This window comes from Roseicyclus salinarum (assembly GCF_029624655.1).
Classification (GTDB): Bacteria; Pseudomonadota; Alphaproteobacteria; order Rhodobacterales; family Rhodobacteraceae; genus Roseibacterium; species Roseibacterium salinarum.
Map to the genome: position 1 here is coordinate 98,141 of NZ_JARRSA010000003.1, position 23,778 is coordinate 121,918.

The window sequence follows — 23,778 nt, forward strand, 5'->3', positions numbered from 1 at the left end:
GCGCCCCGGGGGCGTCGGGGGGGCGCGTATCGGGGAAGCCGCCGATCAGATGGGCGCGATGCGGTTGCCCGGCGCCAGCGCGGGGCGCAGAATGGCGGCACGTCATGGGGCGCGTCATGCGGCCCGCGCGGGGAGCGGAGAGGCCTTTCCGTCCTTGTCGCCTCTTGGCCTTTCCGCGCGGCTTCGGTAGGTCGTCCCTGACCCGAGAGATGAGGCGCGAGACGCATGGAAAAGACCTTCAACGCCGCAGAGGCCGAGGCGCGGATCTATTCGGAATGGGAGCGGGCGGGCTGTTTCAAGGCCGGCGCCAACGCAGCGCCGGGGGCCGAACCGTTTTCGATCATGATCCCGCCGCCGAACGTCACCGGTGTCCTGCATGTCGGCCACGCCTTCAACAACACGCTTCAGGATGTGCTGACGCGCTGGCACCGGATGCGCGGCTTCGACACGCTCTGGCAGCCGGGCACGGACCACGCGGGCATCGCCACGCAGATGGTCGTGGAGCGCGAGCTGGCGAAGGAGGGCAAGTCCCGCCGCGACATGACCCGCGAGGAATTCCTCGAGCATGTCTGGGCGTGGAAGCAGAAGTCCGGCGGCACGATCCGCCAGCAGCTCAAGCGCCTCGGCGCCTCGTGCGACTGGAGCCGCGAGGCCTTCACGATGTCCGGCGCGCCGGGCGCGCCCGCGGGCGAGGACGGCAACTTCCACGACGCCGTGATCAAGGTCTTCGTGGACATGCACGAGAAGGGCTACATCTACCGCGGCAAGCGGCTGGTGAACTGGGACCCCCATTTCGAGACGGCGATTTCCGATCTCGAGGTCGAGAACGTCGACGTCGAGGGCGCGATGTGGCACTTCCGGTATCCGCTCGCCGGCGGCGCGACATACACGTATTTGGAGAAAGATGAAGACGGGAACGTGATCCTCGAGGAGGAGCGCGACTACATCTCCATCGCGACGACCCGCCCCGAGACGATGCTGGGCGACGGCGCGGTGGCGGTGCATCCCTCCGACGCGCGCTATGCGCCGATCGTGGGGATGCTGTGCGAGATCCCCGTCGGGCCGAAGGAGCACCGCAGGCTCATCCCGATCATCACCGACGAGTATCCCGATCCCGACTTCGGCTCGGGCGCGGTGAAGATCACCGGCGCCCACGATTTCAACGACTACGGCGTTGCGAAGCGCAACTCCATTCCGTGCTACCGGCTGATGGACACCAAGGCGCACATGCGCGAGGACGGGCTGCCCTATGCCGAGGCCGCCGCCGTGGCGCGCGAGGTGGCCGAGGGCCGGCGCACGCTGTCCGAGGCGGAGGCCGACCTTCTGAACCTCGTGCCCGACCACCTGCGCGGGCTCGACCGGTTCGAGGCGCGCGACCGCGTGATCGAGGAGATCACCGCCGAGGGCCTCGCGGTGATGACGGAGTGCGACGATCCCCGTCTTGGCAGGGCCGCCGTGGCGAAGGGCACCGAGGGCGCGGACCCGGTCGTGCCGCTGGTCGAGGAGAAGATCGTCACGCAGCCCTTCGGCGACCGATCGAAGGTGGTGATCGAACCGATGCTGACCGACCAGTGGTTCGTCGACACCGCGAAGATCGTGGGGCCCGCGCTGGAGGCCGTGCGCGACGGGCGGACCACCATCGTCCCCGAGCAGCACCGCAAGGTCTATTTCCACTGGCTGGAGAACATCGAGCCCTGGACGATCTCGCGCCAGCTGTGGTGGGGGCACCAGATCCCGGTCTGGTACGGCTTCGACCTGGAGCGGCAGGGGTTCCGTGACGACGAGGGGGACGGCGCGCTCGACGAGGTCGAGATGCTGCGGCTTCTCAACGCGCAGACGTTGCTGGAGGGCGAGGACCGCCACCATTGCGCCGCCGATTTCGAGGCGGTCTCGGGGCAGTTCGCCGACGTGCTGGGCCGCCTGCCGACGCCCCTGAACCATGCCCGCGTGGTCGAGGCCGCAGACCGCCACGAGGCGGCGCACATGCTGGGCGCGAGCCTTGCGCAATACGAGATCGACCAGGACCCGACGAAGCTCGTCTACCCGGTCTGGCGCGATCCCGACGTGCTCGACACGTGGTTCTCGTCCGGCCTCTGGCCCATCGGAACGCTGGGCTGGCCCGAGAAGACGCCCGAACTGGAGCGTTACTTTCCCACGTCGGTCCTGATCTCGGGCTTCGACATCATCTTCTTCTGGGTGGCCAGGATGATGATGATGCAGCTTGCCGTCGTGGGCGAGGTGCCGTTCCGCGACGTCTACGTCCACGCGCTGGTGCGCGACGAGAAGGGACGGAAGATGTCGAAGTCGGTGGGCAACGTCCTCGACCCGCTGGAGCTGATCGACGAGTTCGGCGCGGATGCGCTGCGCTTCACGCTGACCTCGATGGCGGCCATGGGGCGCGACCTGAAGCTGTCGAAGGACCGCATCCAGGGCTACCGCAACTTCGGCACGAAGCTGTGGAACGCCGCGCGCTTCGCCGAGATGAACGAGTGCAGGCCGGTGGCGGGCTTCGAGCCCGCATCAGTCACCCAGACCGTCAACAAGTGGATCGTGGGCGAGACGGCGCGCGCGCGGCTCGCGCATGACGAGGCGCTGTCGCAATACCGTTTCAACGACGCCGCGAACGGGCTTTACGCCTTCGTCTGGCACAAGGTCTGCGACTGGTATCTGGAATTCGCCAAGCCCCTGTTCGCCTCGGGCGACGAGGCCGTGATCGCCGAGACCCGCGCGACGATGGCCTGGGTCATCGACCAGTGCCTGATCCTTCTGCATCCCACGATGCCCTTCATCACGGAGGAGCTGTGGGGCGCGATCGGCCGGCGCGGCACGATGCTCGTCCATGCGGACTGGCCGGGCTACGGCGAGGAGCTGGTGGACGAGGCGGCGGACCGCGAGATGTCGTGGGTCATCGGGCTGATCGAGGAGGTCCGCTCGATCCGGGCGCAGATGCACGTCCCGGCGGGCCTGAAGGTGCAACTGATGCAGGCCGAGCTGGACGCGGCCGGGCAGGGGGCCTTCGAGCGGAACCGCGCGATGATCGACCGCCTCGCGCGGCTGTCGGAGGTGACGAAGGTGGACGCCCTGCCCAAGGGCGCCGTGACGGTGGCCGTCGAGGGGGGTGTCTTCGGCCTGCCCATCGCGGATCTGATCGACGTGGGCGAGGAAAAGGCGCGGCTGGAGAAGACGCTCCAGAAGCTCGGCAAGGAGATCGGGGGCCTCAAGGGTCGGCTGTCGAACCCGAAATTCGTCGAGAGCGCGCCCGAGGAGGTCGTGGACGAGACCCGCGAGAACCTCGCGCAGCGCGAGGAGGAGGAAGGCAAGCTGAAGGCCGCCCTCGCGCGGCTTCAGGAAATCGCCTGACGCCATCGCCGGCAGGGCGGGAAGCGCGCGCGTTCCGCCCCGCGCCGTGATAGGCTTGCGGCCATGACGAACCGCTGGGACAGGCTGGCCGAGCGTCGGATGCGAAAGGCGCTGGCCGAGGGGAAGCTCTCGGGCCTTGCGGGCGAGGGCCGGCCCTTGCCCGAGCGGCCCGAGGACGCCTTCGTCGATCCCGGCGAGGCGGTCGGCTACCGGATCATGCACGAGCACGGCGCGCTGCCCGAGGAGATCGCGCTGAGGAAGGCGGTGCGGGTGTCGCTGGGCGTCGGATAGAGCGACAGGCCCACCGCCGAGCTCAGCCCGTGCGCGAGGACGGAGGCCACGATCACGAGGCTTGCGGCGTGCCAGATCGCGACCTCGCCGGTCAGCTCGGTAAGGTGCAGGGCGTAATAGAGGGCGGCGACGCCGACGGGGCCGAACCAGCCGAGAAAGATCCTGTCGGCCCGCGTGATCCCCGGCCCCAGAAACGGCCCGCAGACCATCAGCGCGACCGGACGGCGCAGGGCGAGCATCAGGATGGCCAGCGCGACCCCCTGCCAGCCGAGCGCCACCCATCCGCCCACCGGAAGCGCCGCGCCGAGGATGACGAAGACGGGCAGGTTGAACAGCTTCGAGATCGCCTCCTGCACGTTTTCCTCCTCGCGTTCGTGCCGGCGGCTCGCGGTCATGTTGAAGGCCGCGCCGGCCGCGAAGGCGGCGAGGATGCCGTCCGATCCCAGAAGCTTCACCGCCGCCAGCACGGTGAGCGACAGCGCGACGGTCATGCTGAGCTGCGAGTGCTTCTCGGCCCATCGCCGCCGTGCTGCCGTCTCCAGCGCAAGCGCCGAGAGCCATCCGAGCACGGCCCCCGCGGCGACCGCCGCGAGGACGCCGATCACGAGGGTGTCCACGAACCAGGCCTCCCACGCGCGTGCCGGGTCGTGGCGCGTGAACTGCACCGGCAGCAGCACGAGGAGGTAGCCGAGGCCGTCGTTCGCCCCCGATTCCAGCGACAGCGTGCTGCGCAGGCGATCGGGAAGCGCGCGCTCGGCCATCTTGCCCGTGACGATGGAGGAGGCGACGACCGGGTCGGTCGGCGCCAGCGCCGCCCCGAGGGCCATCGCGGCCAGCGGCGGCAGTCCCAGCAGCGCCCAGCCGAGGGCGCCCGACACAGCCCACATCGTGACCATGCCGAGGCTCAGCAGCACCGCCACGGGCCGCACGAGGCGGCGGTAGCTCTGCACCGGCGTCCTCATCGCGATACCGAAGACGGAGATCGCGAGCGTGAAGCGCGCGGCCTCCTTCAGGACGGTCTCGGAATTCGGCCAGCTTGCGGGCATGATCCAGCCCGCCCCGAAGGGCCCGCACAGGATCCCGATCACGAGCGCGACCAGCGGCGCGGACATCGATGCGCGGTCTATCCTCGTGGACAGAAGCCCGAGGCAGAGGACCACGGCCCCGGTGATCGCGACGGTGACGTTGAGCTGTTCCATGATGCCATCGGCGAACGGCAGCGGAGAGGGATTGTTCCCGCCCGTGCACGCGGCCTCTTGCGCGATGGCGCAGGATCGGACATTTCGCCCGCATGATGACGCCACGTTACACAGACATCGTCGCGGGCCTGCCCGCCACCGTGCCCTTCGTCGGCCCCGAGACGCAGGAACGCGCCCGCGGTTCTGGCTTCGCCGCCCGCCTCGGCGCGAACGAAAGCGTCTTCGGACCCAGCCCGCGAGCCGTCTCGGCGATGGCCGAGGCCGCCTCGCAGGCGTGGATGTACGGCGACCCCGAGGTGCACGATCTTCGTCACGCGCTTGCCGCCCATCACGGTGTGGAGGCCGGGAACATCGTCGTGGGCGAGGGGATCGACGGCCTTCTGGGCTACCTCGTCCGGCTGCTGGTCGCGCCCGGAGATGCGGTGGTGACGTCGGACGGGGCCTATCCCACGTTCAACTACCATGTCTCGGGGTTCGGTGGCGCGTTGCACAAGGTGCCCTATGCCGGCGACCGCGAAGACCCCGAGGCGCTTGTCGCCAGGGCGGCCGAGGTCGATGCCAAGCTGGTCTACTTCGCCAATCCCGACAACCCGATGGGAAGCTGGCACGACGCCGCGACCGTGCAGGCGATGATCGACGCCCTGCCCGAGGGCGCGGTGCTCGCGCTCGACGAGGCCTATGCCGACACCGCGCCCGCGGGTGCCGTCCCCGCGATCGACGTCGCGCATCCGCGCGTGATCCGGCTGAGGACCTTCTCGAAGGCCTACGGGCTTGCGGGCCTGCGCGTGGGCTACGGGATCGCCACGCCCGACTTCGCGGCCGCGTTCAACCGCATCCGCAATCACTTCGGCGTGGGCCGCGTCGCGCAGGCCGGCGCGCTGGCCGCCCTTGCCGACCAGGAGCACCTGGTGCGGACCGTGGACGCGATCGCCGCCTCGCGCGTGCGGATCGGCGAGATCGCGCGCGACAACGGCCTGATCCCGCTGCCGTCGGCGACGAACTTCGTCACGATCGACTGCGGTGCGGACGGCGCCTTCGCGCGCGGGGTCCTGAACGGCCTCGTGGCGCGCGGGATCTTCGTCAGGATGCCGTTCACGCCGCCGCAGGACCGTTGCATCCGCGTGTCTTGCGGGACGCCGGACGACATGGCGCTTCTGGCCGCGGCGCTGCCCGGCGCGCTGGACGACGCGCGCGGGCGGCAGGCGGGCTGAGCCCGGCCGTCAGCCTTCGGCGATCACCTTCATCGCCGCTTCCATCCCCGTCGCGCCATGCGGGATTCCGAGGGCGAACATGCCCGCCTGCAGGCTCCCCAGCACGCCCAGAACCATGTGCGCGTTGACATGCCCCATGTGGCCGATGCGCAGGTAATCATCGGCGTTGCCGCCGGGACCCTCAACGCCGCCCAGCGGGATGCCCAGCGTGACGCCCGCCTCGGCGGTCATCCAGTCGCGCATCCGCTTGCCGTTGCCGGGGCCGAAATTCACGGTCGTCACCGAATGGCTCCGCTTGTTGCGGTCGGCGATGTTGGGACGCACCGGCCCCGCCTGTCCCCAGACCTCCAGCGCCGCCCATACGGAACGGGCGAGGACCGCGTGGCGGTGCCAGACGTTCTCGAGGCCTTCCTCGTGGAGGATCATGTCGAGCGCGGTGCGCAGGCCGTAAAGGTGATGCGTCGGCGCCGTGCCGTTGAAGTAGCGGTAGAATTCCTGCGGGTTCGCGCGCGGGCGCCAGTCCCAGTAGGGCGTCACGAGGTCGGCGCCATTGCGTGCGGCGTCGGCGCGGTCGTTGAAGAAGACGAAAGCCATGCCGGGCGGCGTCATCAGGCCCTTCTGGCTTCCCGTGACCATCACGTCGACGCCCCATGCGTCCATGTGGAACTCGTCCACCGCGAGGCAGGCGATGTTGTCCGAGAAGAGAAGCGCGGGATGGCCTGCCGCGTCGAGCGCGCCACGCAGCGCGGCGATGTCGTTCCTTACGCTCGTCGAGGTGTCCACCTGCACCGCGAGGACGGCCCTGATCCTGTGCTCGCGGTCGGCCTCGAGCGTCTCGGCCACCTGCGCCACGTCGACGTCGCTGCGCTGTCCGAAGTCGATCACCTGCACGTCGATCCCCAGCGCCTTCGCCATCTCGCCCCAGCCGAGGCAGAAGCGGCCCGTCCCCAGGACGAGGATGCGGTCGCCCCTGCTCAGGGTGTTGGTCAGCGCCGCTTCCCACGCGCCGTGGCCGTTGGCGATGTACATGGCGACGTTGTGCTCGGTGCGCGCGACCGCCTTGAGGTCCGGCGCGATGCTGGCCACCATGTCGACCAGTTCGCCCGTGTAGATGTTCGGCGCGGGGCGGTGCATCGCCTGCAGCACGCGGTCCGGCACGACGGAGGGGCCGGGGATGGCAAGGTAGTGGCGGCCGTTGGCAAGGCTCATCTCGGGGGGGCTCCTCTCACGGGACCATCGCGAGTTAGAACGACGCCCGAGGAAGGTCAATCTCGCGGACCTTCTTGGCGGTGGGCGGATCCATGATTAATTGTGGAGCAATGGTTTCTTGGAGGTGAACATGGACGGCGAACGGGCGGAGGGCCGCACGGTTCTGAGCATCTCGGGGAGCGCGCGGGAGAAGTTTCTGCACGGGCTCGTCACGCGCGACGTGGGCCCCGCCGGGACCGGCCTGGCATGGTCGGCGATGCTGACGCCGCAGGGCAAGTATCTTGCCGATTTCTTCCTGCTCAACCGGGGCGAGGACATCCTGCTCGACGTGAAGTCCGATCTCGCGCAGGGGCTGGCGCAGCGGCTGGCGATGTACAGGCTTCGTGCCGACGTGACGATCGAGGACAGCGGCCTGCCCGTCGCACGCGGTCTAGGCGATGCGCCCGAGGGCGCGTGGCCCGACCCGCGGCATCCCGCGCTCGGCTGGCGCGGCTACGGGATCGAGGGCGGCGAGCCCCGCATCGACTGGGACGCGATCCGCATCGCGGCCTGCATTCCCGAGACGGGGCAGGAGCTGATCCCCAACGACAGTTTCATCCTCGAGATGGGGTTCGACCGCCTGCACGGCGTCGATCATCGCAAGGGCTGTTACGTCGGGCAGGAGGTGACGGCGCGGATGAAGCACAAGACCGAGCTTCGAAAGGGCCTCGTCACCGTGACGGTGGCGGGCGACGCCGCGCCCGGAACCGCGATCGAGGACGAGGGCGGGCGCATCGTCGGCACGCTTCACACGCGCTCGGGCGGCCTTGCGCTGGCCTACCTGCGGTTCGACCGGGCGGGCGGAGCCCTGCGCGCGGGCGATGCGGTCGTGACGTGGAGCGGGGCTGTCCCGGCCTGAGCGCGGGGCGTCGTGCCGGCCTGTCAGCGCGCGAGGCAGAGCCTGATCGGGCCCCGCGTTCGCACCGCATCCACGCGCCGGCCCCCTTGCGTGGCCGCCAGCGGAAGCGAAGCGGCGACGCGGCGGATCGCGGGCATCAGGGGGCGCCAGTCGTCCGACAACGCCCGCGCCGCCTCGGAGGGGCAGAAGCTTTTGCTCACGCCCCTCCGCTCGGCCATGTCCATCAGGACCTCGGCGATCCGCGCGTCGTCCGGGATCACTCGGCCGCCTGCACCTTGTCCTGCGTCTTCGTCTCGAAGTCGCTCGCGTCGTGGCGTTCCCACAGCTGATTGGCCGGGTCGCCATAGGTGCGGTTGACCATGCGCCCGCGCTTCACGGCGGGCCGGTCGAAGAACCGCTCGGCCCAGGCGATGACGTTGGTGTATTCATGCACGGACAGGAACTCGCCCGCGTTGTAGCCCTCGCCCATCACCATGCGGCCATACCATGGACAGATCGCGATGTCGGCGATCGTCATCTCGTCGCCCACCATCCATGTCCGCCCCTCGAGATGCCGGTTCAGCACGTCGAGCTGGCGCTTGGTCTCCATCGCGAAGCGGTTGATCGGGTATTCCATCTTCTCGGGGGCGTAGGCGTAGAAATGGCCGAAGCCGCCGCCGAGATAGGGCGCGGCGCCCATCTGCCACATCAGCCATGACAGAAGCTCGGGCCGGTCCCCGGGGCGGCCGAGGAACGCGCCGAACTTCTCGGCGAGGTGCAGCAGGATCGCGCCCGATTCGAACACCCGGACCTGCCGGTCGCCGCTACGGTCCAGAAGGGCGGGGATCTTGGAGTTGGGGTTGAGCTTCACGAAGCCCGATCCGAACTGGTCGCCGTCCGCGATCCGTATCAGCCACGCGTCGTATTCCGCGTCGTGGCCTGCGGCGAGCAGCTCTTCGAACATCACCGTGACCTTCACGCCGTTCGGCGTCGCGAGGCTGTAGAGCTGGAAGGGATGCCGACCCACCGGCAGCTCCTTCTCGTGCGTCGGCCCGGCGATGGGGCGATTGAGGCTGCCCCAGGTGCCCCCCTCGTCCTTCTCCCACGTCCAGACCCTGGGGGGCGTGTAGTCACCGTTTCCGCTCATGACGATACTCCGTTCTGTCCGCTTGGCCTTTCACCTAGGGCGCCGCCCGGCAAATCCCAAGGCGGCGCACCTGTTCGCCAGCGCACAGGGCAGGGGCCGTGGGCACACCCGCCCCGGCCTGCCGCGCCGGTCAGACCCCGATCACGGCGCCCGCAAGCGCGATCCAGAGCGGGATCGACAGGATCGCCACGGGCGTTCCCAGGCCCGTCGAGGTCCCCACATAGGCCGAGGGGTTCGCCTCGGGCAGGGCGCCGCGCAGGGTGGGCGGGCCCGAGATGTCCGAGCTCGACGCCGCCATCACCGACAGCAGGACCACGCCGCCCGCGGAGAAGCCGGTGAGGTGATGGGCCACCATCCCCGCGCCGAAGCCGATCAGCCCGTGCACCAGCGGCGCCGCGATGCCGTAGAGGACATAGGCGTGGGCGACCTTCCGCAGCTCGGACAGCCGCTGCCATGCCTCGATGCCCATCACCAGCATCAGGACGGACAGAAGCCCCCGGAACAGCGGTTCGTAGAAGCCCGCGTAGACGCTTTCGGGCCGTCCGAGTATGCCGATGGCAAGCCCGAGAAGCAGCGCCGAGATCGCCGGGCTGCGCGCAGTGTCCACGAGGATCGTCTTCACGAGGTCCCCGTCGAGGCCGCCGCCGCCCGCGTCCCGCCCGCCGCCAAGCGTCATCGTCGCGGCGCCGCCGCCCTGGACGGTCCTGGCGGCCCTGCGCTCGGCCGACATCCGCGCGAGCACGATCGCGGTGACGAGCGCGGCGATGTCCATGAACGGGTAGAGCGCGCCGATGAACCCCTCGTATGCGATCCCCTCGGCGTCGAGCATCGCCATGCCGGCCGCCAGCGTCGAGGCCGAGACGGCGCCGAAAAGGCCCGCTGTGGCCATGCCGTCCATCTCCGACACCCCGCGCCACCGCGCCAGCGTCGCCCGCCCGCCGAGGACGATGACCACGCCCACGATCGCGGCGAGGACGGCGGGCACGGCCAGCGCGGCGAGGTCGGCCTCGCGCACCGAGATGCCGGCGCCGAGGCCGACCTTCAGGAGAAGAAGCATGACGATGAACTTGTAGACCGGCTCGGGCACCTCGATCCGGCTGCCGAGCGCGGCCAGCATCATGCCCCCGATCAGGAAGGCCAGCGTCGGTTTCTGAAGCTGGGCCACGATCGTCGTGGCGATTTCGGTCGCGAATTCCATGGCGCGCGCTCCTCTGGCTGCTCTGCCGGAGGATCTGGCTTATCTGTGGACCGAAGAAAAATAGAAGTTTTGCAGGTTTTCGTTCCTTTAAACAGAACGTCTCTTGACCTCGGCGCGGGCCGTCGCGCGCCCGCCCGAACGGGGCGGGCGAGGCGCGCGCGCCGATCGCCGGCGCGCGCCTTGTCGTTCAGCCGTCAAGCGCCTCGTCGCAGCGCTTGCAGACGCCGGGATGCGCATGGCTTCCCACGTCGGGCAGGATCTTCCAGCAGCGCTGGCACTTCTCGCCATCCGCGCGATGGAATACCATTCCTATGCCCGGATCGTCGAGGCGGAAGGCGTCGTCCTGCGGCTCGCCCTCCATGATGGTGAGGTCCGAGGTGATGCAGATGTCGTCCATCGCGACACCCTTGAGGATCTCCGCCAGTTCGGGGTCCGCGACCTGCAGGAGCGGTGCCGCCTCGAGCGAGGCGCCGATGACCTTTTCGCGACGCTGGACCTCCAGCGCCGCGGTCACGACGCGCCGGGCCGTGCGAACCCGCGCCCATTTCGCCGCCAGCGCCTCGTCGCGCCATTCCGCGGGCGTCTGGGGGATGTCCTGAAGATGGACGGAGGACGCATCGCCGGGAAACCGCTCCAGCCAGACCTCTTCCATCGTGAAGACGAGGATCGGCGCAAGCCATGTCGTCAGCCGGTGGAACAGAAGGTCGAGCACGGTGCGCGCCGCGCGCCTCCGGGCCGTGTCGCCGTCGCAATAGAGCACGTCCTTGCGCACGTCGAAGTAGAAGGCCGACAGGTCCGTGGTCGCGAACTGGAACACGGCCTGGAACACGCCCTGGAAATCGAAGGTGCGGTAGCCCTCGCGCACATGCGCGTCCAGCTCGGCGAGGCGATGCAGGACCCAGCGTTCCAGCTCGGGCATCTCCGCAGGCTCGACCCGGTCGGCCTCGGTGAAGTCCGACAGCGACCCCAGCATGAAGCGCATCGTGTTGCGCAGACGGCGGTAGCTGTCGGCGGTGCCCTTCAGGATCTCGGGACCGATCCGCTGGTCGGCGGTATAATCCGCCTGCGCCACCCACAGCCGCAGGATGTCCGCGCCATACTGGTCCACGACCTCCTGGGGGACGACCGTGTTGCCGATCGACTTGGACATCTTCATGCCCTTCTCGTCGAGCGTGAAGCCGTGCGTCACCACGTTGCGGTAGGGTGCCCGCCCGATGGTCCCGCAGGCCTGCAGGAGAGACGAGTGGAACCAGCCGCGATGCTGGTCGGTGCCTTCCATGTAGACATCCGCGATGCCGTCCTCGGTGCCGTCGGGGCGGTCCCGCAGGACGAAGGCGTGGGTCGATCCGCTATCGAACCAGACGTCGAGGATGTCGAAGACCTGCTCGTAGGCCTCGGGGTCGTGGTCGTTTGCGAGGAACCGCGCCTTGGCGCCTTGCTTGTACCACGCATCCGCGCCCTCGGCCTCGAAGGCCTCGAGGATGCGTGCGTTGACGGCGGGGTCGCGCAGGAGGAAGTCCGCGTCGCCCGGCTTCGCGCCGATCTTCACGAAGCAGGTGAGGGGCACGCCCCACGCGCGCTGGCGCGACAGCACCCAGTCGGGCCGCGTCTCCATCATCGAGCGCAGGCGGTTCTGGCCGGAGACGGGCGTGAACTTCACCAGTTCGTTGATCGACTTGAGCGCGCGCTCGCGGATCGTGCGCCCGTGCGCGTCCTGCCCGTCGCCGAGGGGGACGTCGATCGCCGCGAACCATTGCGGGCGGTTCAGGCGGATCACCGGGGCCTTCGAGCGCCAGGAATGCGCGTCGGAGATGGTGATGCGGCGGCGCGCCAGCAGCTCGCCAAGCTCGACCAGCTTGTCGATCACCGCCTTGTTGGCGTTTCCGGGCTTGCCGTTCTCGCGGATGATCCGCTCGCCCGCGAAGAAGGGCAGGCCCTCGCGGAAGGACGAGTCGTCGAGGATGTTGTGGGTCATCGGCAGGCCGTGCTTGCGCCCGATCTCGTAGTCGTCGTCGCCGTGGGACGGCGCGGTGTGGACGAAGCCCGTGCCCGCGTCGTCGGTGACGTGATCGCCCGGGAAGAGCGGCACGTCGTAGTCCCACTCGGCCCCTGCGCCCTCGGCGCCGCGAAGAGGATGGGCGCAGGTCAGCGCGGCAAGCTCGTCGGGCGTCACGTCGCGAAGGCGGCGGTACATCGACGGCTCCAGCCGCATCGCGCCGAACGCCTCGTCGGCCAGCGCGTCGGCGATGAGGTAGCGGTCGCCCTTCGCGGCCCAGCACTCGTCCGGCGTGTCCGTGACCTCGTAGAGACCGTAGGCGATGCCGGGGCCGAAGCAGATCGCGCGGTTCTGGGGCAGCGTCCACGGGGTGGTCGTCCAGATGACGACCCTGGCGTCTTCCAAGTCGCCGGATGCGCCCGCGACCACATCGAACGGCACCCACACGGCGTCGGTCTGCCGGTCGTGGTATTCCACCTCCGCCTCGGCGAGCGCGGTCTTCTCGACCGGCGACCACATCACCGGCTTCGAGCCCTGGTAGAGCGAGCCGTTCATGAGGAACTTCATGAATTCCTCGGCGATCACCCGCTCGGCGTGGAAGTCCATCGTGAGGTAGGGATCGGCCCAGTTGCCGGTGATGCCGAGGCGCTTGAACTCCTCGCGCTGGACGTCGATCCAGTGCTCGGCGAAGCGGCGGCATTCCTGGCGGAACTCGACGACGTCGACGGCGTCCTTGTCCTGCCCCTTCTCGCGATACTGCTGCTCGATCTTCCACTCGATCGGCAGGCCGTGGCAGTCCCAGCCGGGAACGTAGCGCGCGTCATGGCCCATCATCTGGTGCGAGCGCACGATGATGTCCTTGATCGTCTTGTTCAGCGCATGGCCGATGTGGAGGTTGCCGTTCGCATAGGGAGGGCCGTCATGCAGCGTGAAGGGCGCCCTGGCCTTTTCGGCCGCGCCGGCCTTCTCGCGCAGGCGGTCGTAGACGCCGATCTCCTCCCAGCGGGCGAGCCACTCGGGCTCGCGCTTGGGCAGGCCCGCGCGCATCGGGAAGTCGGTCTTGGGAAGGTTCAGCGTGTCCTTGTAGTCCACGCTCGCGGTCTCGTCGGCGCACATGGTTCGTGCTCCCTGGCTCGTCTCGTTGAATGCCCGTGTCGGGCGGGGGAATATCAGGGCGGTGCGAATGCTCAAGCACCTTGTCCCGGCGTCCGATGGATCAGGGCGCCGGGCAGATAATTCGAATGACGATGGCGAAGCTGCGCGTCATGGGGCGAGGGTATAGGCGCGGGGTGGCGCGGGGTAAAGGCCCTCAGACCGCGAAGAAGGTGCCCACGGCATAGGCCACGGCGGCCGCCGAACCGCCGATCGCCAGCGTCTCGAGGCCCGATCGCCACCATGCGCTGAGCGACCAGAGCGACTTGGCCGCGCCGATGAGGAAGAACGTCACCCCGGTCATGACCGCCGACAGGCGGAAGGCGTCCTGCACGCCGAACAGGAACGGCAGAAGCGGCACGAAGCCCGCGACGAGGAAGGCCGCGAAGGTGGCCAGCGCACCGCGCAGCGGGCTCGGCTCCAGCGGCGCGAGGCCGTATTCGTCGGTCAGCATCAGCCGCACAGCCGCCTCGCGTTTGACCGCGATCTGGTCCGTCGCCTCCTCCAGCACCGTGCCCTCGAGGCCCTTCTGGCGCAGGATCTCCCGGATCTCGCGCCGCTCGCCGTCCGGGTCCACGTCGAGGTGGCGCCGCTCCACCTCCGCCAGGCGCCGGGCGTCGTCGCGTTCGGCCTTGGTGCCGGAATAGTTGCTTGCGGCCATCGACAGGCCGTCGGCCAGCACGTTGGCGATGCCGAGCGCGAGCACGACGAAGGGCGACAGGCCCGCGCCAGCCACGCCCGCCACGATGGCGAAGGTCGTCACCGCCCCGTCGATCGCGCCGTAGACCGTGTCGCGCAGGTAGCCGTGGCCGTTGGGCGCGCCGATCCGCGCCTCGACCTCGGATTGGCTGTGCCCGTGCTCGGGCGTGGCTGGGGCGTCGTTCATGGCGCGAGACTGCGCCGGATGGGCCGGTCTCCGCCTTGCGTCAGATCAAGCGCGGGATCACGCCGCCGGCGGCGCAGCGCGCGAGATCGCCCGCTCGCGCACCACGATGTAGAGGCCCGCGGCGATGGTCACGACGATGCCCGCCGCCGCCAGCCCGTCGGGCAGGTCGCCGAAGACGGCGAAGCCCACGAGGGTGGCGATGGGGATCTCGAGATACTGCATCGGCGCGAGCGTTGCGGAGGGCGCGAAGCGCAGCGCCCAGGTCATCAGGAGATGCGCGGCCGATCCCGTGAGGCCGAGCGCCACGAAAAGCGCGATGTCCGCCCCCGAAGGCGCCACCCACCCCACGAGCGCCAGCTCTCCGCCGGCGGGCAGGAAGATCAGCGGCACGAGAATGGGCAGGGCCACGACCGACATCGCGCCCTGCAGCGCCACGGGGTCGATCTCGCGCGCGATCTGGCGCGTCACCAGCATGAAGAGCGCGAAGATCACCGCGACGCCCAGAGGCAGGAGGGCGGGCAGCCCCACCTCGGCGAAGCTCGGCTGGACGACCATGAGCGTGCCCACGAAACCCACCGCGCAGGCGCCGAGACGGCGCGGCCCGACCTCCTCGCCGAGGTAGAACCAGCCCAGCAGAAGCATGATGAAGGGCATGACGAAAGCGATGGCCACGGCCTCGGCCAGCGGCAGGTAGCGCAGGGCCGCGAACATCAGGCCGATGCCCGCCATCTGCAGGAAGGTGCGGATCACGGTCAGCCGCGCGATGCGCGCGCTGGGGAACAGCGGCTGGCGCAGCCAGAGGGCCAGCGGCAGAAGCACGATCGCCTGCGTGGCGAAGCGCACGAGGATGAGCTGCATGAGCGGGTAGCCCTCGCCGAGTATCTTCGCCAGCGCGTCGGCGAAGGGCACCGTGGTGCAGAAGCCAAGCATCAGCACGATCCCCAGAAGCGGGCGATCGACATGGATGCGGAGTGCGGCGGGGCGGCTCATGGCGGATGCTGTCGCACGGATCACGGGCGATGTCAGGGGGAAACGCGGCCGGAACGGACCCGGCGCGCGGCCCGCGCGTCAGGCCCGCGCGATCTCGGCCTCGGCCTCGGCCAGAAGCGCGTCGAGGTCGGGGTCGGGGATCGCCATCTCGTGCAGGTGTGAGACGACGTTGCGCAGATAGTCCGCGCTGGTGCCCAGAAACCCCTCGCCCGTCGCCAGGTAGCGGATCTGTTCGGCCCGCGTGATCCCCGGCTCCATCATGGGATCGTCGTGGTCGGCGAGGAAGGTCAGCGCGGGGCCTTCCTGGCCGTCCGCGATCACCGGCACGAAGCGCGGCAGGTAGCCCGGCCCGATCATCTCGCGCCGGAACAGGATCTCGGTTTCGGCCTCGACCTTCGCGGCCTCGATGCGGAAGACGAGGCCGTCGCAGCCGTCGCCGTCGTCGAGCGCGGCCATGAGGCCCGGAGCGGCCTCCGTGCCGCGCCCGCCGTATCTGTCCACCAGAATGAACCGCCGCGCGTGATGCGGCGCGCGGGCGCGGCGCACCTCGGCGAAGTCGAGCGCCGGATCCCAGATCAGCGACCCGTAGGCGAAGACCAGAAGGTCGCCCTCGTGGCCCGCCAGCGCCTCGGCCCGGATCGCCTCGCGCGTTTCGTCGGAATGGAAGGGAAACGTAATCGGAATGCCCCGCGCGGTCATGGTCTCGCAGACCTTCGCGGTGCTGATCGTGCGGAAGAACGAGGTCTCGAAGGGTTTGACCTTCTCGCGCAGGTTGGGGTGGTGCCGGAATGGATCAGGCCTCATCTACGTTCCTTCCGAAAAGCCCGGTCAGCGACCGGCGCACGAGCGATGTCACGGAGGGCCGCCGTCCCGGTCCGAAGGGCAGCGGACGGCATACCTCCATGGCCGCCACGCCGACCCTCGCGGTCAGCGCGCCGTTCACGATACCCTCGCCGAAGCGGCGGGACACCCGCGACAGGACGGAGCCGCCGGCGACCGAGCCGATCAGGTCGTCACCCACCGCCACCGCGCCCGTGGCGACGAGGTGCGTCATCACCGCGCGCGTCAGCCGCCATGCCCCCAGCGCGCCCGACCTGCCGCCGTAGATCTCGGCGATGCGGCGGATCATGCGCAGGTTCGCAGTCAGCGCCGCGATGACGTCCGCGAAGGCGAGCGGCACCAGCGCCGTGACCGTCGCCACCTGCCGCGCCGCCGCCTCGACCTCGCGCGTGGCCGCCCGGTCGAGCGGCGCGAGCAACCGCGCCTCGGTCAGCGCGAAGAGGCCCTCGGCGTCGAACAGCTCGTCGCGGCGCCGCGACAGCTCCTCCTGCGCCAGCCGCAGCTCGGGACGCTCCCGGTAGAGCGCGCCGATGCGCTCCACGACGCCGCGCGCGGCCCCGAGATCCTCGGCGCTCAGCGCGGCCTGCGCGTCGCGGTGGATGGCATCGAGGCGGCCCAGCCGCGAAAACGCCGCCAGCTCCCGCAGCGCGACGGCCAGGAGCGTGACGAGAACCAGCCCGATCAGCCCCGTCGCGATCCAGCCAAGAACCGGGCGGGCGGCCAGAAGGCCCGTCGCGAAGTCCCACGCCGCGAGCGACAGAACGAACCCCAGAAGCGCCAGCAGCGCGCCCCAGAACCATCTCACGAGGCCCGAGCCGCGCCGCTTGCGGCCAAGCGTGGCGACCACCTGCATGGCGTGGCCCTCGGGCCCGGGACCACGGTCGTCCACGGGCGGCGCGGCGGAGGGCGACGGCCCCTCGTCCGCCGCCTCGTCTATCTCGATCAGGACGGGTCCCTTGCGGCCGCTCATGGCCGCCTCCCGCGCGCGCCGCGCGTCATGGCGCCGAGGACCGTCACAGCCTGTCTCCGAAGAGGAATTCGGCGGCGCGGTCGAGGCGGATATGCGGCGGCCCGTCGCCCGAACGCAGCGACATGGGCGAGGGCGCGAAGCGCATGACGCCGAAGTCGCCCGACAGCCATTTCTCCGCGCCCTCCCGCGCGGGCGCGAGCAGGACCGAGGGATCCTCGGGCAGGTCGCCCGGATGCAGCGCAGCCTGCCGGCCGTCCTCGAGGAGCCTGCCGCGCACGAGGCCCACGTCCGCCCCGTGGACGTGCCGCGTCTCCTCCACCGTGGCGCGCAGGCTGGCGATGGCCATGGCGCGGGTCGTGGCGCCGTGGAAGTCGGCCTTGCGCCGCGCCTCGCCCAGGAGCGCCTCGATCACGGCCTGAAGCCGTCCGTGCTGTTCGTGATGCAGGTGGTCGGCCTTCGTCGCGGCGAAGAGGATGCGGTCCACGCGGCGGCCGAGGATCGCGCTCAGAAAGGTGTTCCGCCCCGGCCGGAAGGCGCCGAGGATCGCGGCCATCGCCTGGCGGAGGTCCTCCAGCGCCTGCGGGCCCGCATGGATCGCGCCGAGCGCGTCGACCAGGACCACCTGCCGGTCGACCCGGGCGAAATGCGCGCGGAAGAAGGGTTTGACGACCTGTGCCTTGTAGGCCTCGTAGCGGCGGGCGAATTCGCGGCCGAGCGAGCCGCGCGGCGCGGGGCCGGGCGGCAGCGGCGCGAAGGTCAGCGCGGGGGAGCCCTCGAGGTCTCCGGGAAGCAGGAAGCGGCCGGGCGTGCAATCGCTCAGGCCCGCCTCGCGCGCCGCGGCGAGATAGGCGGTCCAGCCGCGGGCGAGCGCCGCGGCAGCGGGCTCGTCGAGCTTCGCCCCTGGGTCTGTGCCGGCGAGCGCTGCGAAGAACGGCGCGGCGATCCCGTCGCGTCGCGTTTCGGCCCGCGCGAGGGCCTTGCGCGACCACGCCTCGAAGTCCTGGTCGAGCAGCGCGAGGTCCAGAAGCCACTCGCCAGGGTAGTCCACGATGTCGAGATGCACGGTGCGCGGGCCCGAGACGCTGCCCAGAAGCCCCGAGGGCCGCACCCGGAGCGACAGGCGAAGCTCGGACACGGCGCGGGTGCTTTCGGGCCAGCGCGGGTCGGGTCCGGTCATGGCGGCAAGGTGATCCTCGAACGCGAAGCGCGGAACCGTGTCGTCGGGCTGCGGCTGGAGGAAGGCGCCCTCGATCCGGCCCGAGCGCGCGGCCTCGAGCCCCGGCATCCGGCCGCGTTCGAGCAGGTTGGCCACGAGCGAGGTGATGAAGACGGTCTTGCCCGACCGCGCGAGCCCGGTGACGCCGAGGCGCAAGACGGGTTCGAGGAACGCCTCGCCGAAGGAGGACGCCACGCTCTCGACCCCGCGCCCCAGCCTGTCCGCAATCCTGTCGATGACCAAGCGCCGGCGCCCTTTTCCTGCCTCGGGCCGACGTCCGGCCTTGCGCCAGAGCATAGGCACTCCGGACGGCGCTCGCCAGACCCGGAGATGTTGCGCCGGCTGCGCCGCCGCCCGGCGAGGCGCCGTCTGCGGGGTCCACGGACCCCTTGACGGCGCCGGTGCGCTCCGCGCGGGAGTTTTTTGCAAGGATGAAGGAGGGGCGGGTGAGTTGGGGTGGCGCATTGCTCCGCCCGCGTTCATCGGGTAGCCGGACACCATGCCGCGCTATGCCCTGACGCTCGAATATGACGGACGCCCCTTCGCCGGGTGGCAGCGGCAGGCCGACCAGCCATCCGTACAGGGGGCGCTGGAGGCCGCGCTGGGCGCGCTGGAGGCGGGGGTGCCCTCGGTCGCGGCGGCGGGTCGGACCGACGCGGGCGTGCACGCGACCGGGCAGGTGGCGCAGGCCGACCTCGCGCGGGACTGGGAGCCGTTCCGCCTGGCCGAGGCGTTGAACTGGCACCTCAAGCCCGCGCCCGTCGCCGTCGTCGCCTGCGCGCGGGTGGAGGGCGACTGGCACGCGCGCTTCTCGGCGGTCGAGCGGCGCTACACCTATCGCGTGATCTGCCGCCGCGCGCCCCTCGTCCTGCGGGCCGGACAGGCGTGGCACGTCCGGGGCGCGCTCGATGCGGGGGCGATGCGCGAGGCGGCGGCGCATCTCCTGGGGCGGCACGACTTCACCACGTTCCGCGCCTCGATCTGTCAGGCGAAGAGCCCTGTGAAGACGCTTGATCGGCTGGAGGTCGAGACGGCGCCGCTTCCGCATGGCACCGAGATCCTGTTCCACCTCGCCGCGCGGTCCTTCCTGCACAACCAGGTCCGTTCGATCGTGGGCACGCTGGAGCGGGTCGGCGCGGGGGCCTGGCCGCCCGGCCGCGTCGCCGAGGCGCTCGCCGCACGAGACCGCGCCGCCTGCGGGCCGGTCGCCCCGCCTGACGGGCTGTGCCTGACCGGCGTGGGCTATCCGCGGGACCCGTTCGAGCATGGATGGAGCGGGACATGATGCAGGAGGCGGGATCCGCGGCCCCGATCGTGCGGGAGGTTCTGCTGGTGGGCGGCGGGCACGCGCACGCGCTCTTGCTGCGGCGCTGGGGGATGCGGCCGGTGCCCGGCGCGCGTCTCACGCTGGTCAACCCCGGGCCGACCGCGCCCTATACGGGGATGCTTCCGGGCTTCATCGCGGGGCACTACCGGCGGGAGGAGCTGGACATCGACCTGGTGCGGCTGGCGCGGTTCGCGGGCGCGCGCTTCGTCGAGGGAAGGGCCGTGGCCCTCGACCGCGAGGCGCGGGCGGTGACGCTCGCCTCGGGCCGCAGGCTGGCCTACGACATCGTGTCGCTCGACGTCGGGATCACGTCCGACATGCCCGCGCTGCCGGGGTTCGCCGCGCATGGGCTGGCCGCGAAGCCGCTGGGGCGCTTCGCGGACCTCTGGGCCGAGGTCGCGCGCGGCGCCGGGCCGCTGGCGGTGGCCGTGCTGGGCGGCGGCGTGGCGGGGGCCGAGCTTGCCATGGCCTGCGCGCACCGGCTGCGCGGGCTGGGCCGGGAGGCGGGGATCACGCTGGTCGACCGCGATCGCGTCCTTGGCGGCGTGTCGCCGGCGGCGCGGCGGCGGCTTCTGGCGGCGCTGGAGGCGTGGGGCGTCGCAATGGTCGAGGGCGACCCGCCGGCGGAGGTCACGCGCGACGCGGTCCTGCTCGAAAGCGGGCGCCGCGTCGCCGCCGACGTGACGATCGGCGCGGCGGGCGCGCGGGCGCAGGGCTGGCTGGAGGAGACCGGGCTGGAGACCGAGGGCGGGCACGTCGTCACCGACAGTCACCTGCGTTCGGTCACGGACGCGCGCGTCTACGCCGTCGGCGACTGCGCGCATTTCCGGCCGGCCCCGCATGCCAAGGCCGGGGTCTACGCGGTGCGGGCCGCGCCGGTTCTTGCCTACAACATCGCGGCCGACCTGACGGGACGCCAGCGCAAGGCCTTCCGCCCGCAGCGCGACTTCCTCAAGCTGGTGTCCACGGGCGGCAGGGCTGCGGTGGCCGAGAAGGCGGGGCTTGCGCTGTCGGGCCCGGCGCTCTGGCGCTTGAAGGATGCGATCGACGCGCGGTTCATGGAGCGGCTGCGCGACCTTCCGGCGATGGAGCGCCCGTCCCTGCCGCGGAACGCCGCGGAGGGCGTCGCGGCCGAGCTGTCGGGTCCCGCGCCCTGCGGGGGCTGCGGGGCGAAGCTGGGCGCGGGGGCGTTGTCGGGCGTGATCGCGGGGGCGCCGGGCGCGGTCCGCGACGACGCGGAACGCCTGCCCGGCGACGACGCCGCCGTCCTGCGCTTCGGCGCGACGCGGCAGGTCGTGTCGACGGACCATCTGCGCGCCTTCGCCCTTGACCCCGCGCTGGTGGCGCGAGTGTCGGCGATCCATGCGCTGGGCGACGTCTGGGCGATGGGCGCCGCGCCGCAATCGGCGCTTGCGACGGTGATCCTGCCGCGCATGGCCGCGCGCCTGCAGGGGCCGTGGCTGGAGGAGGTCATGACCGCGGCGGCCGATGTCTTCGAGGCCGAGGGCGCGGCGGTGCTGGGCGGCCATTCGTCCATGGGGGCCGAGCTGACGGTGGGCTTCGCGGTGACGGGCCTTGCGGGCGCGTCGCCGGTGACGCTGAAGGGCGCGCGGCCCGGCGATGCGCTGATCGTGACGAAGGCGCTTGGATCGGGGGTGATCCTTGCGGCCGAGATGCAGGGCAGGGCGCGCGGCGGGGACGTGGTCGCCTGCTGGGAGGCGATGTCGACGCCGCAGGGGACGGCGGCGCGCGCGCTGGCGGGCGAGGCGCGCGCGATGACGGACGTGACGGGCTTCGGGCTGGCGGGGCATCTGTGGAACATCTGCGCGGCCTCCGGCGCGGGCGCCGAGGTCTCGCTGGCGGCGCTGCCGCTTCTGTCGGGAGCGGAGGATCTGGCCGCGCGCGGGATCCGCTCGACGCTGTCCGCGCAGAACCGCGCGGCGCTCGAGGCGGTCGTCTCGGCGCCGGCGACGCCGCGGGGCGATCTGGTGTTCGACCCGCAGACGGCGGGCGGGCTTCTGGCGGCGGTTCCGTCCGGGCGCGCCGGGGCGCTGGTCGGCGCGCTGCGCGGCCTTGGCTTTCCCGCCGTGCGGATCGGCACCGTCACGGACCGGCCTGGACGGCTGGAATTCCTGCAGAACGGCGCCTAGAGCGTCCGGTCGAGTTTCGTCGAGAGGTGGATGAGGCTTTCCGAGCCCTTCACGCCGTCGATCCCCCCGATCCGGTCGAGGACCGCATCGAGGGCCGCCGTCGTCTCGGCTGCGACCTCCAGCAACAGGTCGACGCGGCCCGAGGTGGTGTTGATGCGCTCGACCGCCTCGATGGCGCGCAGGCGGCCGAGGACGCCGGGCTGGGCGCGCGGCTCGATCGTCAGGAGCACCGAGGCGCGGATGCGCCCCGCCCGCGCAGACTGGCCCAGCCGGACGGTGTAGCCCTCGATCACGCCGGTGGCCTCCAGCCGCTCGAGGCGGGCCTGAAGCGTCGATCGTGCAAGCCCCAGCCGCCGGGCCATGACCGAGACCGACATCCGCGCGTCGCCGGCCAGAAGCCTCAGGATGTCGCGATCCGTGTCGTCCATGATCACCTTGCTCGTTATTTCGTCATTTTAACCAAACAATACCGCAATTCATCCAAAGTGACCAATGAAACCGCCGGAACAGCGCGGCATCCTGATCTTCAGAGCAGGCTCAACCGGAGAACAGCGCGCATGACGATTGCCCGGCCGTTTCACCCCACGCCACTCGCCTTCCTTCAGGCCGAGGTGCCCGACGACCCGGTCCTGTTTTTGTCGCCCGAGGTGCTGCACGCCACGGCGCGGGCGTTCATCGAGGGGTTTCCCGGTCTCGTCACCTACGCGGTCAAGGCCAACCCATCGGAGGCGGTGCTCGAAAACCTCGCACGCGCGGGCGTCACCGCCTTTGACGTCGCGTCGCCGGCCGAGATCGCGCTGGTGCGCGGTCTTCTGGGCGAGGCCGCGCTGCACTACAACAACCCCGTCCGCTCCACCGCCGAGATCGCCATGGCGCGGGAACACGGCGTCGCCAGCTTTTCGGTGGACGACCCGGACGAGCTGGACAAGCTGATCGCCGCGGGCCTGCCGCGGGGCACGGAGGTTGCGGTCCGCTTCAAGCTGCCTGTGGCGGGCGCGGCCTACGACTTCGGCGCGAAGTTCGGCGCGCCGCCCGAGGCCGCCTCGGTCCTTCTGGCGCAGGCGGCGGCGGCGGGCTTCGTGCCCTCGCTGACCTTCCACCCCGGCACGCAATGCACCGATCCCGAGGCATGGGCCGCCTATGTCGCCGCGGCCGCGCGCATCGCCCGCGCCTCGGGCGTGACGCTGGCGCGGCTGAACGTGGGCGGCGGATTTCCCTCGCGGCGGATGAAGGGCGACCGCCCGGGCCTCGGCGCGATATTCGACGCCATCTCGGGCGCCGTCCGCGCGGCCTTCGGCACCTCGGCCCCGGCGCTACTGTGCGAGCCCGGGCGCGCCATGGTGGCCGAGGCGGTCTCGCTTGCCGTGCGGGTCAAGTCCATCCGGAACGGCACCCACGTCTATCTCAACGACGGCATCTACGGCGCGCTGGCCGAACAGCCGCTGATGGGCATGACCGACCGCATCGACGTCGTCTCGCCGAAGGGCGCTCCGCGCAGCGGGGCGCCGGTGGCGCGCACGCTCTGGGGGCCGACCTGCGACAGCCTCGACCGGATACCGGGGGCCGTGCCGCTTCCCTCGGACCTCGCGCCGGACGACTACCTTCTGCTGCACGGCATGGGCGCGTATTCCACCGCGACCGTCACGCGCTTCAACGGCTATGGCGGATTGCGCCTCGCCACCGTCCGCAGCCTTGGTGAGGACCATGTTCGCACTGGACACCGCCGCAGCCGCGCCTAAGGTCCGCACGACAGGATCTT

19 protein-coding genes are annotated in these 23,778 nt (G+C 70.8%); 7 read left to right on the forward strand and 12 right to left on the reverse strand.

Going from position 1 to position 23,778, the window contains the following annotated elements; translation table 11 throughout:
• Positions 1 to 225: 225 nt before the first annotated feature.
• Entirely contained in the window at positions 226 to 3,360 is a 3,135-nt protein-coding gene (locus P6F26_RS02925) for a valine--tRNA ligase (RefSeq protein ID WP_278027145.1), read from the forward strand.
• Between the two features lie 63 nt (positions 3,361 to 3,423).
• Positions 3,424 to 3,651 carry a DnaJ family domain-containing protein gene (locus P6F26_RS02930; RefSeq protein ID WP_278027146.1) on the forward strand — a complete coding sequence of 76 codons (228 nt, stop codon included), beginning with the start codon at positions 3,424 to 3,426 and terminating at the stop codon, positions 3,649 to 3,651.
• Here the strand turns inward: P6F26_RS02930 and P6F26_RS02935 are convergent.
• Positions 3,567 to 4,850 carry a cation:proton antiporter domain-containing protein gene (locus tag P6F26_RS02935; protein ID WP_278027147.1) on the reverse strand — a complete coding sequence of 428 codons (1,284 nt, stop codon included), beginning with the start codon at positions 4,848 to 4,850 and terminating at the stop codon, positions 3,567 to 3,569. The genes P6F26_RS02930 and P6F26_RS02935 overlap by 85 nt on opposite strands.
• A gap of 92 nt (positions 4,851 to 4,942) precedes the next feature.
• Between P6F26_RS02935 and P6F26_RS02940 the strand changes: the two genes are divergently transcribed.
• Positions 4,943 to 6,061, forward strand: a complete 1,119-nt coding sequence (locus P6F26_RS02940) for a pyridoxal phosphate-dependent aminotransferase (RefSeq protein WP_278027148.1) — start codon at positions 4,943 to 4,945, stop codon at positions 6,059 to 6,061.
• Positions 6,062 to 6,070: 9 nt separating this feature from the next.
• On the opposite strand, the gene P6F26_RS02945 is transcribed toward P6F26_RS02940, so the two are convergent.
• Complete coding sequence (locus tag P6F26_RS02945; RefSeq protein WP_278027149.1) at positions 6,071 to 7,270, reverse strand: pyridoxal-phosphate-dependent aminotransferase family protein; 1,200 nt, start codon at positions 7,268 to 7,270, stop codon at positions 6,071 to 6,073.
• 130 nt (positions 7,271 to 7,400) lie between these two features.
• Between P6F26_RS02945 and ygfZ the strand changes: the two genes are divergently transcribed.
• Positions 7,401 to 8,168 carry a CAF17-like 4Fe-4S cluster assembly/insertion protein YgfZ gene (gene ygfZ, locus P6F26_RS02950; protein WP_278027150.1) on the forward strand — a complete coding sequence of 256 codons (768 nt, stop codon included), beginning with the start codon at positions 7,401 to 7,403 and terminating at the stop codon, positions 8,166 to 8,168.
• 23 nt (positions 8,169 to 8,191) lie between these two features.
• Here the strand turns inward: ygfZ and P6F26_RS02955 are convergent, their stop codons facing one another.
• From P6F26_RS02955 to P6F26_RS02995, 9 genes are all read right to left on the reverse strand, one after another.
• Positions 8,192 to 8,428, reverse strand: coding sequence for a DUF3253 domain-containing protein (locus P6F26_RS02955; protein ID WP_278027151.1), 237 nt, complete (start codon positions 8,426 to 8,428; stop codon positions 8,192 to 8,194).
• Positions 8,425 to 9,294, reverse strand: a complete 870-nt coding sequence (gene yghU / locus P6F26_RS02960) for a glutathione-dependent disulfide-bond oxidoreductase (RefSeq protein WP_278027152.1) — start codon at positions 9,292 to 9,294, stop codon at positions 8,425 to 8,427. The genes P6F26_RS02955 and yghU overlap by 4 nt, the downstream gene beginning before the upstream one ends.
• A gap of 130 nt (positions 9,295 to 9,424) precedes the next feature.
• The gene (locus P6F26_RS02965; protein ID WP_278027153.1) at positions 9,425 to 10,492 is read right to left on the reverse strand and encodes a sodium-dependent bicarbonate transport family permease; all 1,068 of its coding nucleotides are present in this window, start codon (positions 10,490 to 10,492) and stop codon (positions 9,425 to 9,427) included.
• Between the two features lie 187 nt (positions 10,493 to 10,679).
• Positions 10,680 to 13,604 (reverse strand): isoleucine--tRNA ligase, encoded by a 2,925-nt coding sequence (ileS, locus tag P6F26_RS02970; protein WP_278027154.1) that lies wholly within the window; start codon positions 13,602 to 13,604, stop codon positions 10,680 to 10,682.
• Between the two features lie 193 nt (positions 13,605 to 13,797).
• The gene (locus P6F26_RS02975; protein WP_278027155.1) at positions 13,798 to 14,526 is read right to left on the reverse strand and encodes a VIT1/CCC1 transporter family protein; all 729 of its coding nucleotides are present in this window, start codon (positions 14,524 to 14,526) and stop codon (positions 13,798 to 13,800) included.
• 57 nt (positions 14,527 to 14,583) lie between these two features.
• Entirely contained in the window at positions 14,584 to 15,516 is a 933-nt protein-coding gene (locus tag P6F26_RS02980; RefSeq protein ID WP_278027156.1) for a DMT family transporter, read from the reverse strand.
• Positions 15,517 to 15,594: 78 nt separating this feature from the next.
• Positions 15,595 to 16,320 (reverse strand): gamma-glutamylcyclotransferase, encoded by a 726-nt coding sequence (locus P6F26_RS02985; protein ID WP_278027157.1) that lies wholly within the window; start codon positions 16,318 to 16,320, stop codon positions 15,595 to 15,597.
• Positions 16,310 to 17,326: a YcjF family protein gene (locus P6F26_RS02990; RefSeq protein ID WP_278027158.1), complete on the reverse strand. Its 1,017-nt coding sequence runs from the start codon at positions 17,324 to 17,326 to the stop codon at positions 16,310 to 16,312. The genes P6F26_RS02985 and P6F26_RS02990 overlap by 11 nt, the downstream gene beginning before the upstream one ends.
• A 43-nt stretch (positions 17,327 to 17,369) precedes the next feature.
• Positions 17,370 to 18,785 carry a YcjX family GTP-binding protein gene (locus tag P6F26_RS02995; protein ID WP_278027159.1) on the reverse strand — a complete coding sequence of 472 codons (1,416 nt, stop codon included), beginning with the start codon at positions 18,783 to 18,785 and terminating at the stop codon, positions 17,370 to 17,372.
• A 256-nt stretch (positions 18,786 to 19,041) separates the two neighbouring features.
• Here P6F26_RS02995 and truA point away from each other — a divergent pair, with 256 nt between their 5' ends.
• Both truA and selD read left to right on the forward strand, forming a co-directional pair.
• Positions 19,042 to 19,827, forward strand: coding sequence for a tRNA pseudouridine(38-40) synthase TruA (gene truA, locus P6F26_RS03000; protein ID WP_278027160.1), 786 nt, complete (start codon positions 19,042 to 19,044; stop codon positions 19,825 to 19,827).
• Entirely contained in the window at positions 19,824 to 22,019 is a 2,196-nt protein-coding gene (selD, locus tag P6F26_RS03005) for a selenide, water dikinase SelD (RefSeq protein ID WP_347403029.1), read from the forward strand. Before truA ends, selD begins: the two co-directional genes overlap by 4 nt.
• Here the strand turns inward: selD and P6F26_RS03010 are convergent.
• Positions 22,016 to 22,447, reverse strand: coding sequence for an Lrp/AsnC family transcriptional regulator (locus P6F26_RS03010; protein WP_278027161.1), 432 nt, complete (start codon positions 22,445 to 22,447; stop codon positions 22,016 to 22,018). The genes selD and P6F26_RS03010 overlap by 4 nt on opposite strands.
• A 129-nt stretch (positions 22,448 to 22,576) precedes the next feature.
• Between P6F26_RS03010 and P6F26_RS03015 the strand changes: the two genes are divergently transcribed.
• Positions 22,577 to 23,758: a type III PLP-dependent enzyme gene (locus P6F26_RS03015; protein WP_278027162.1), complete on the forward strand. Its 1,182-nt coding sequence runs from the start codon at positions 22,577 to 22,579 to the stop codon at positions 23,756 to 23,758.
• Positions 23,759 to 23,778: the final 20 nt, after the last annotated feature.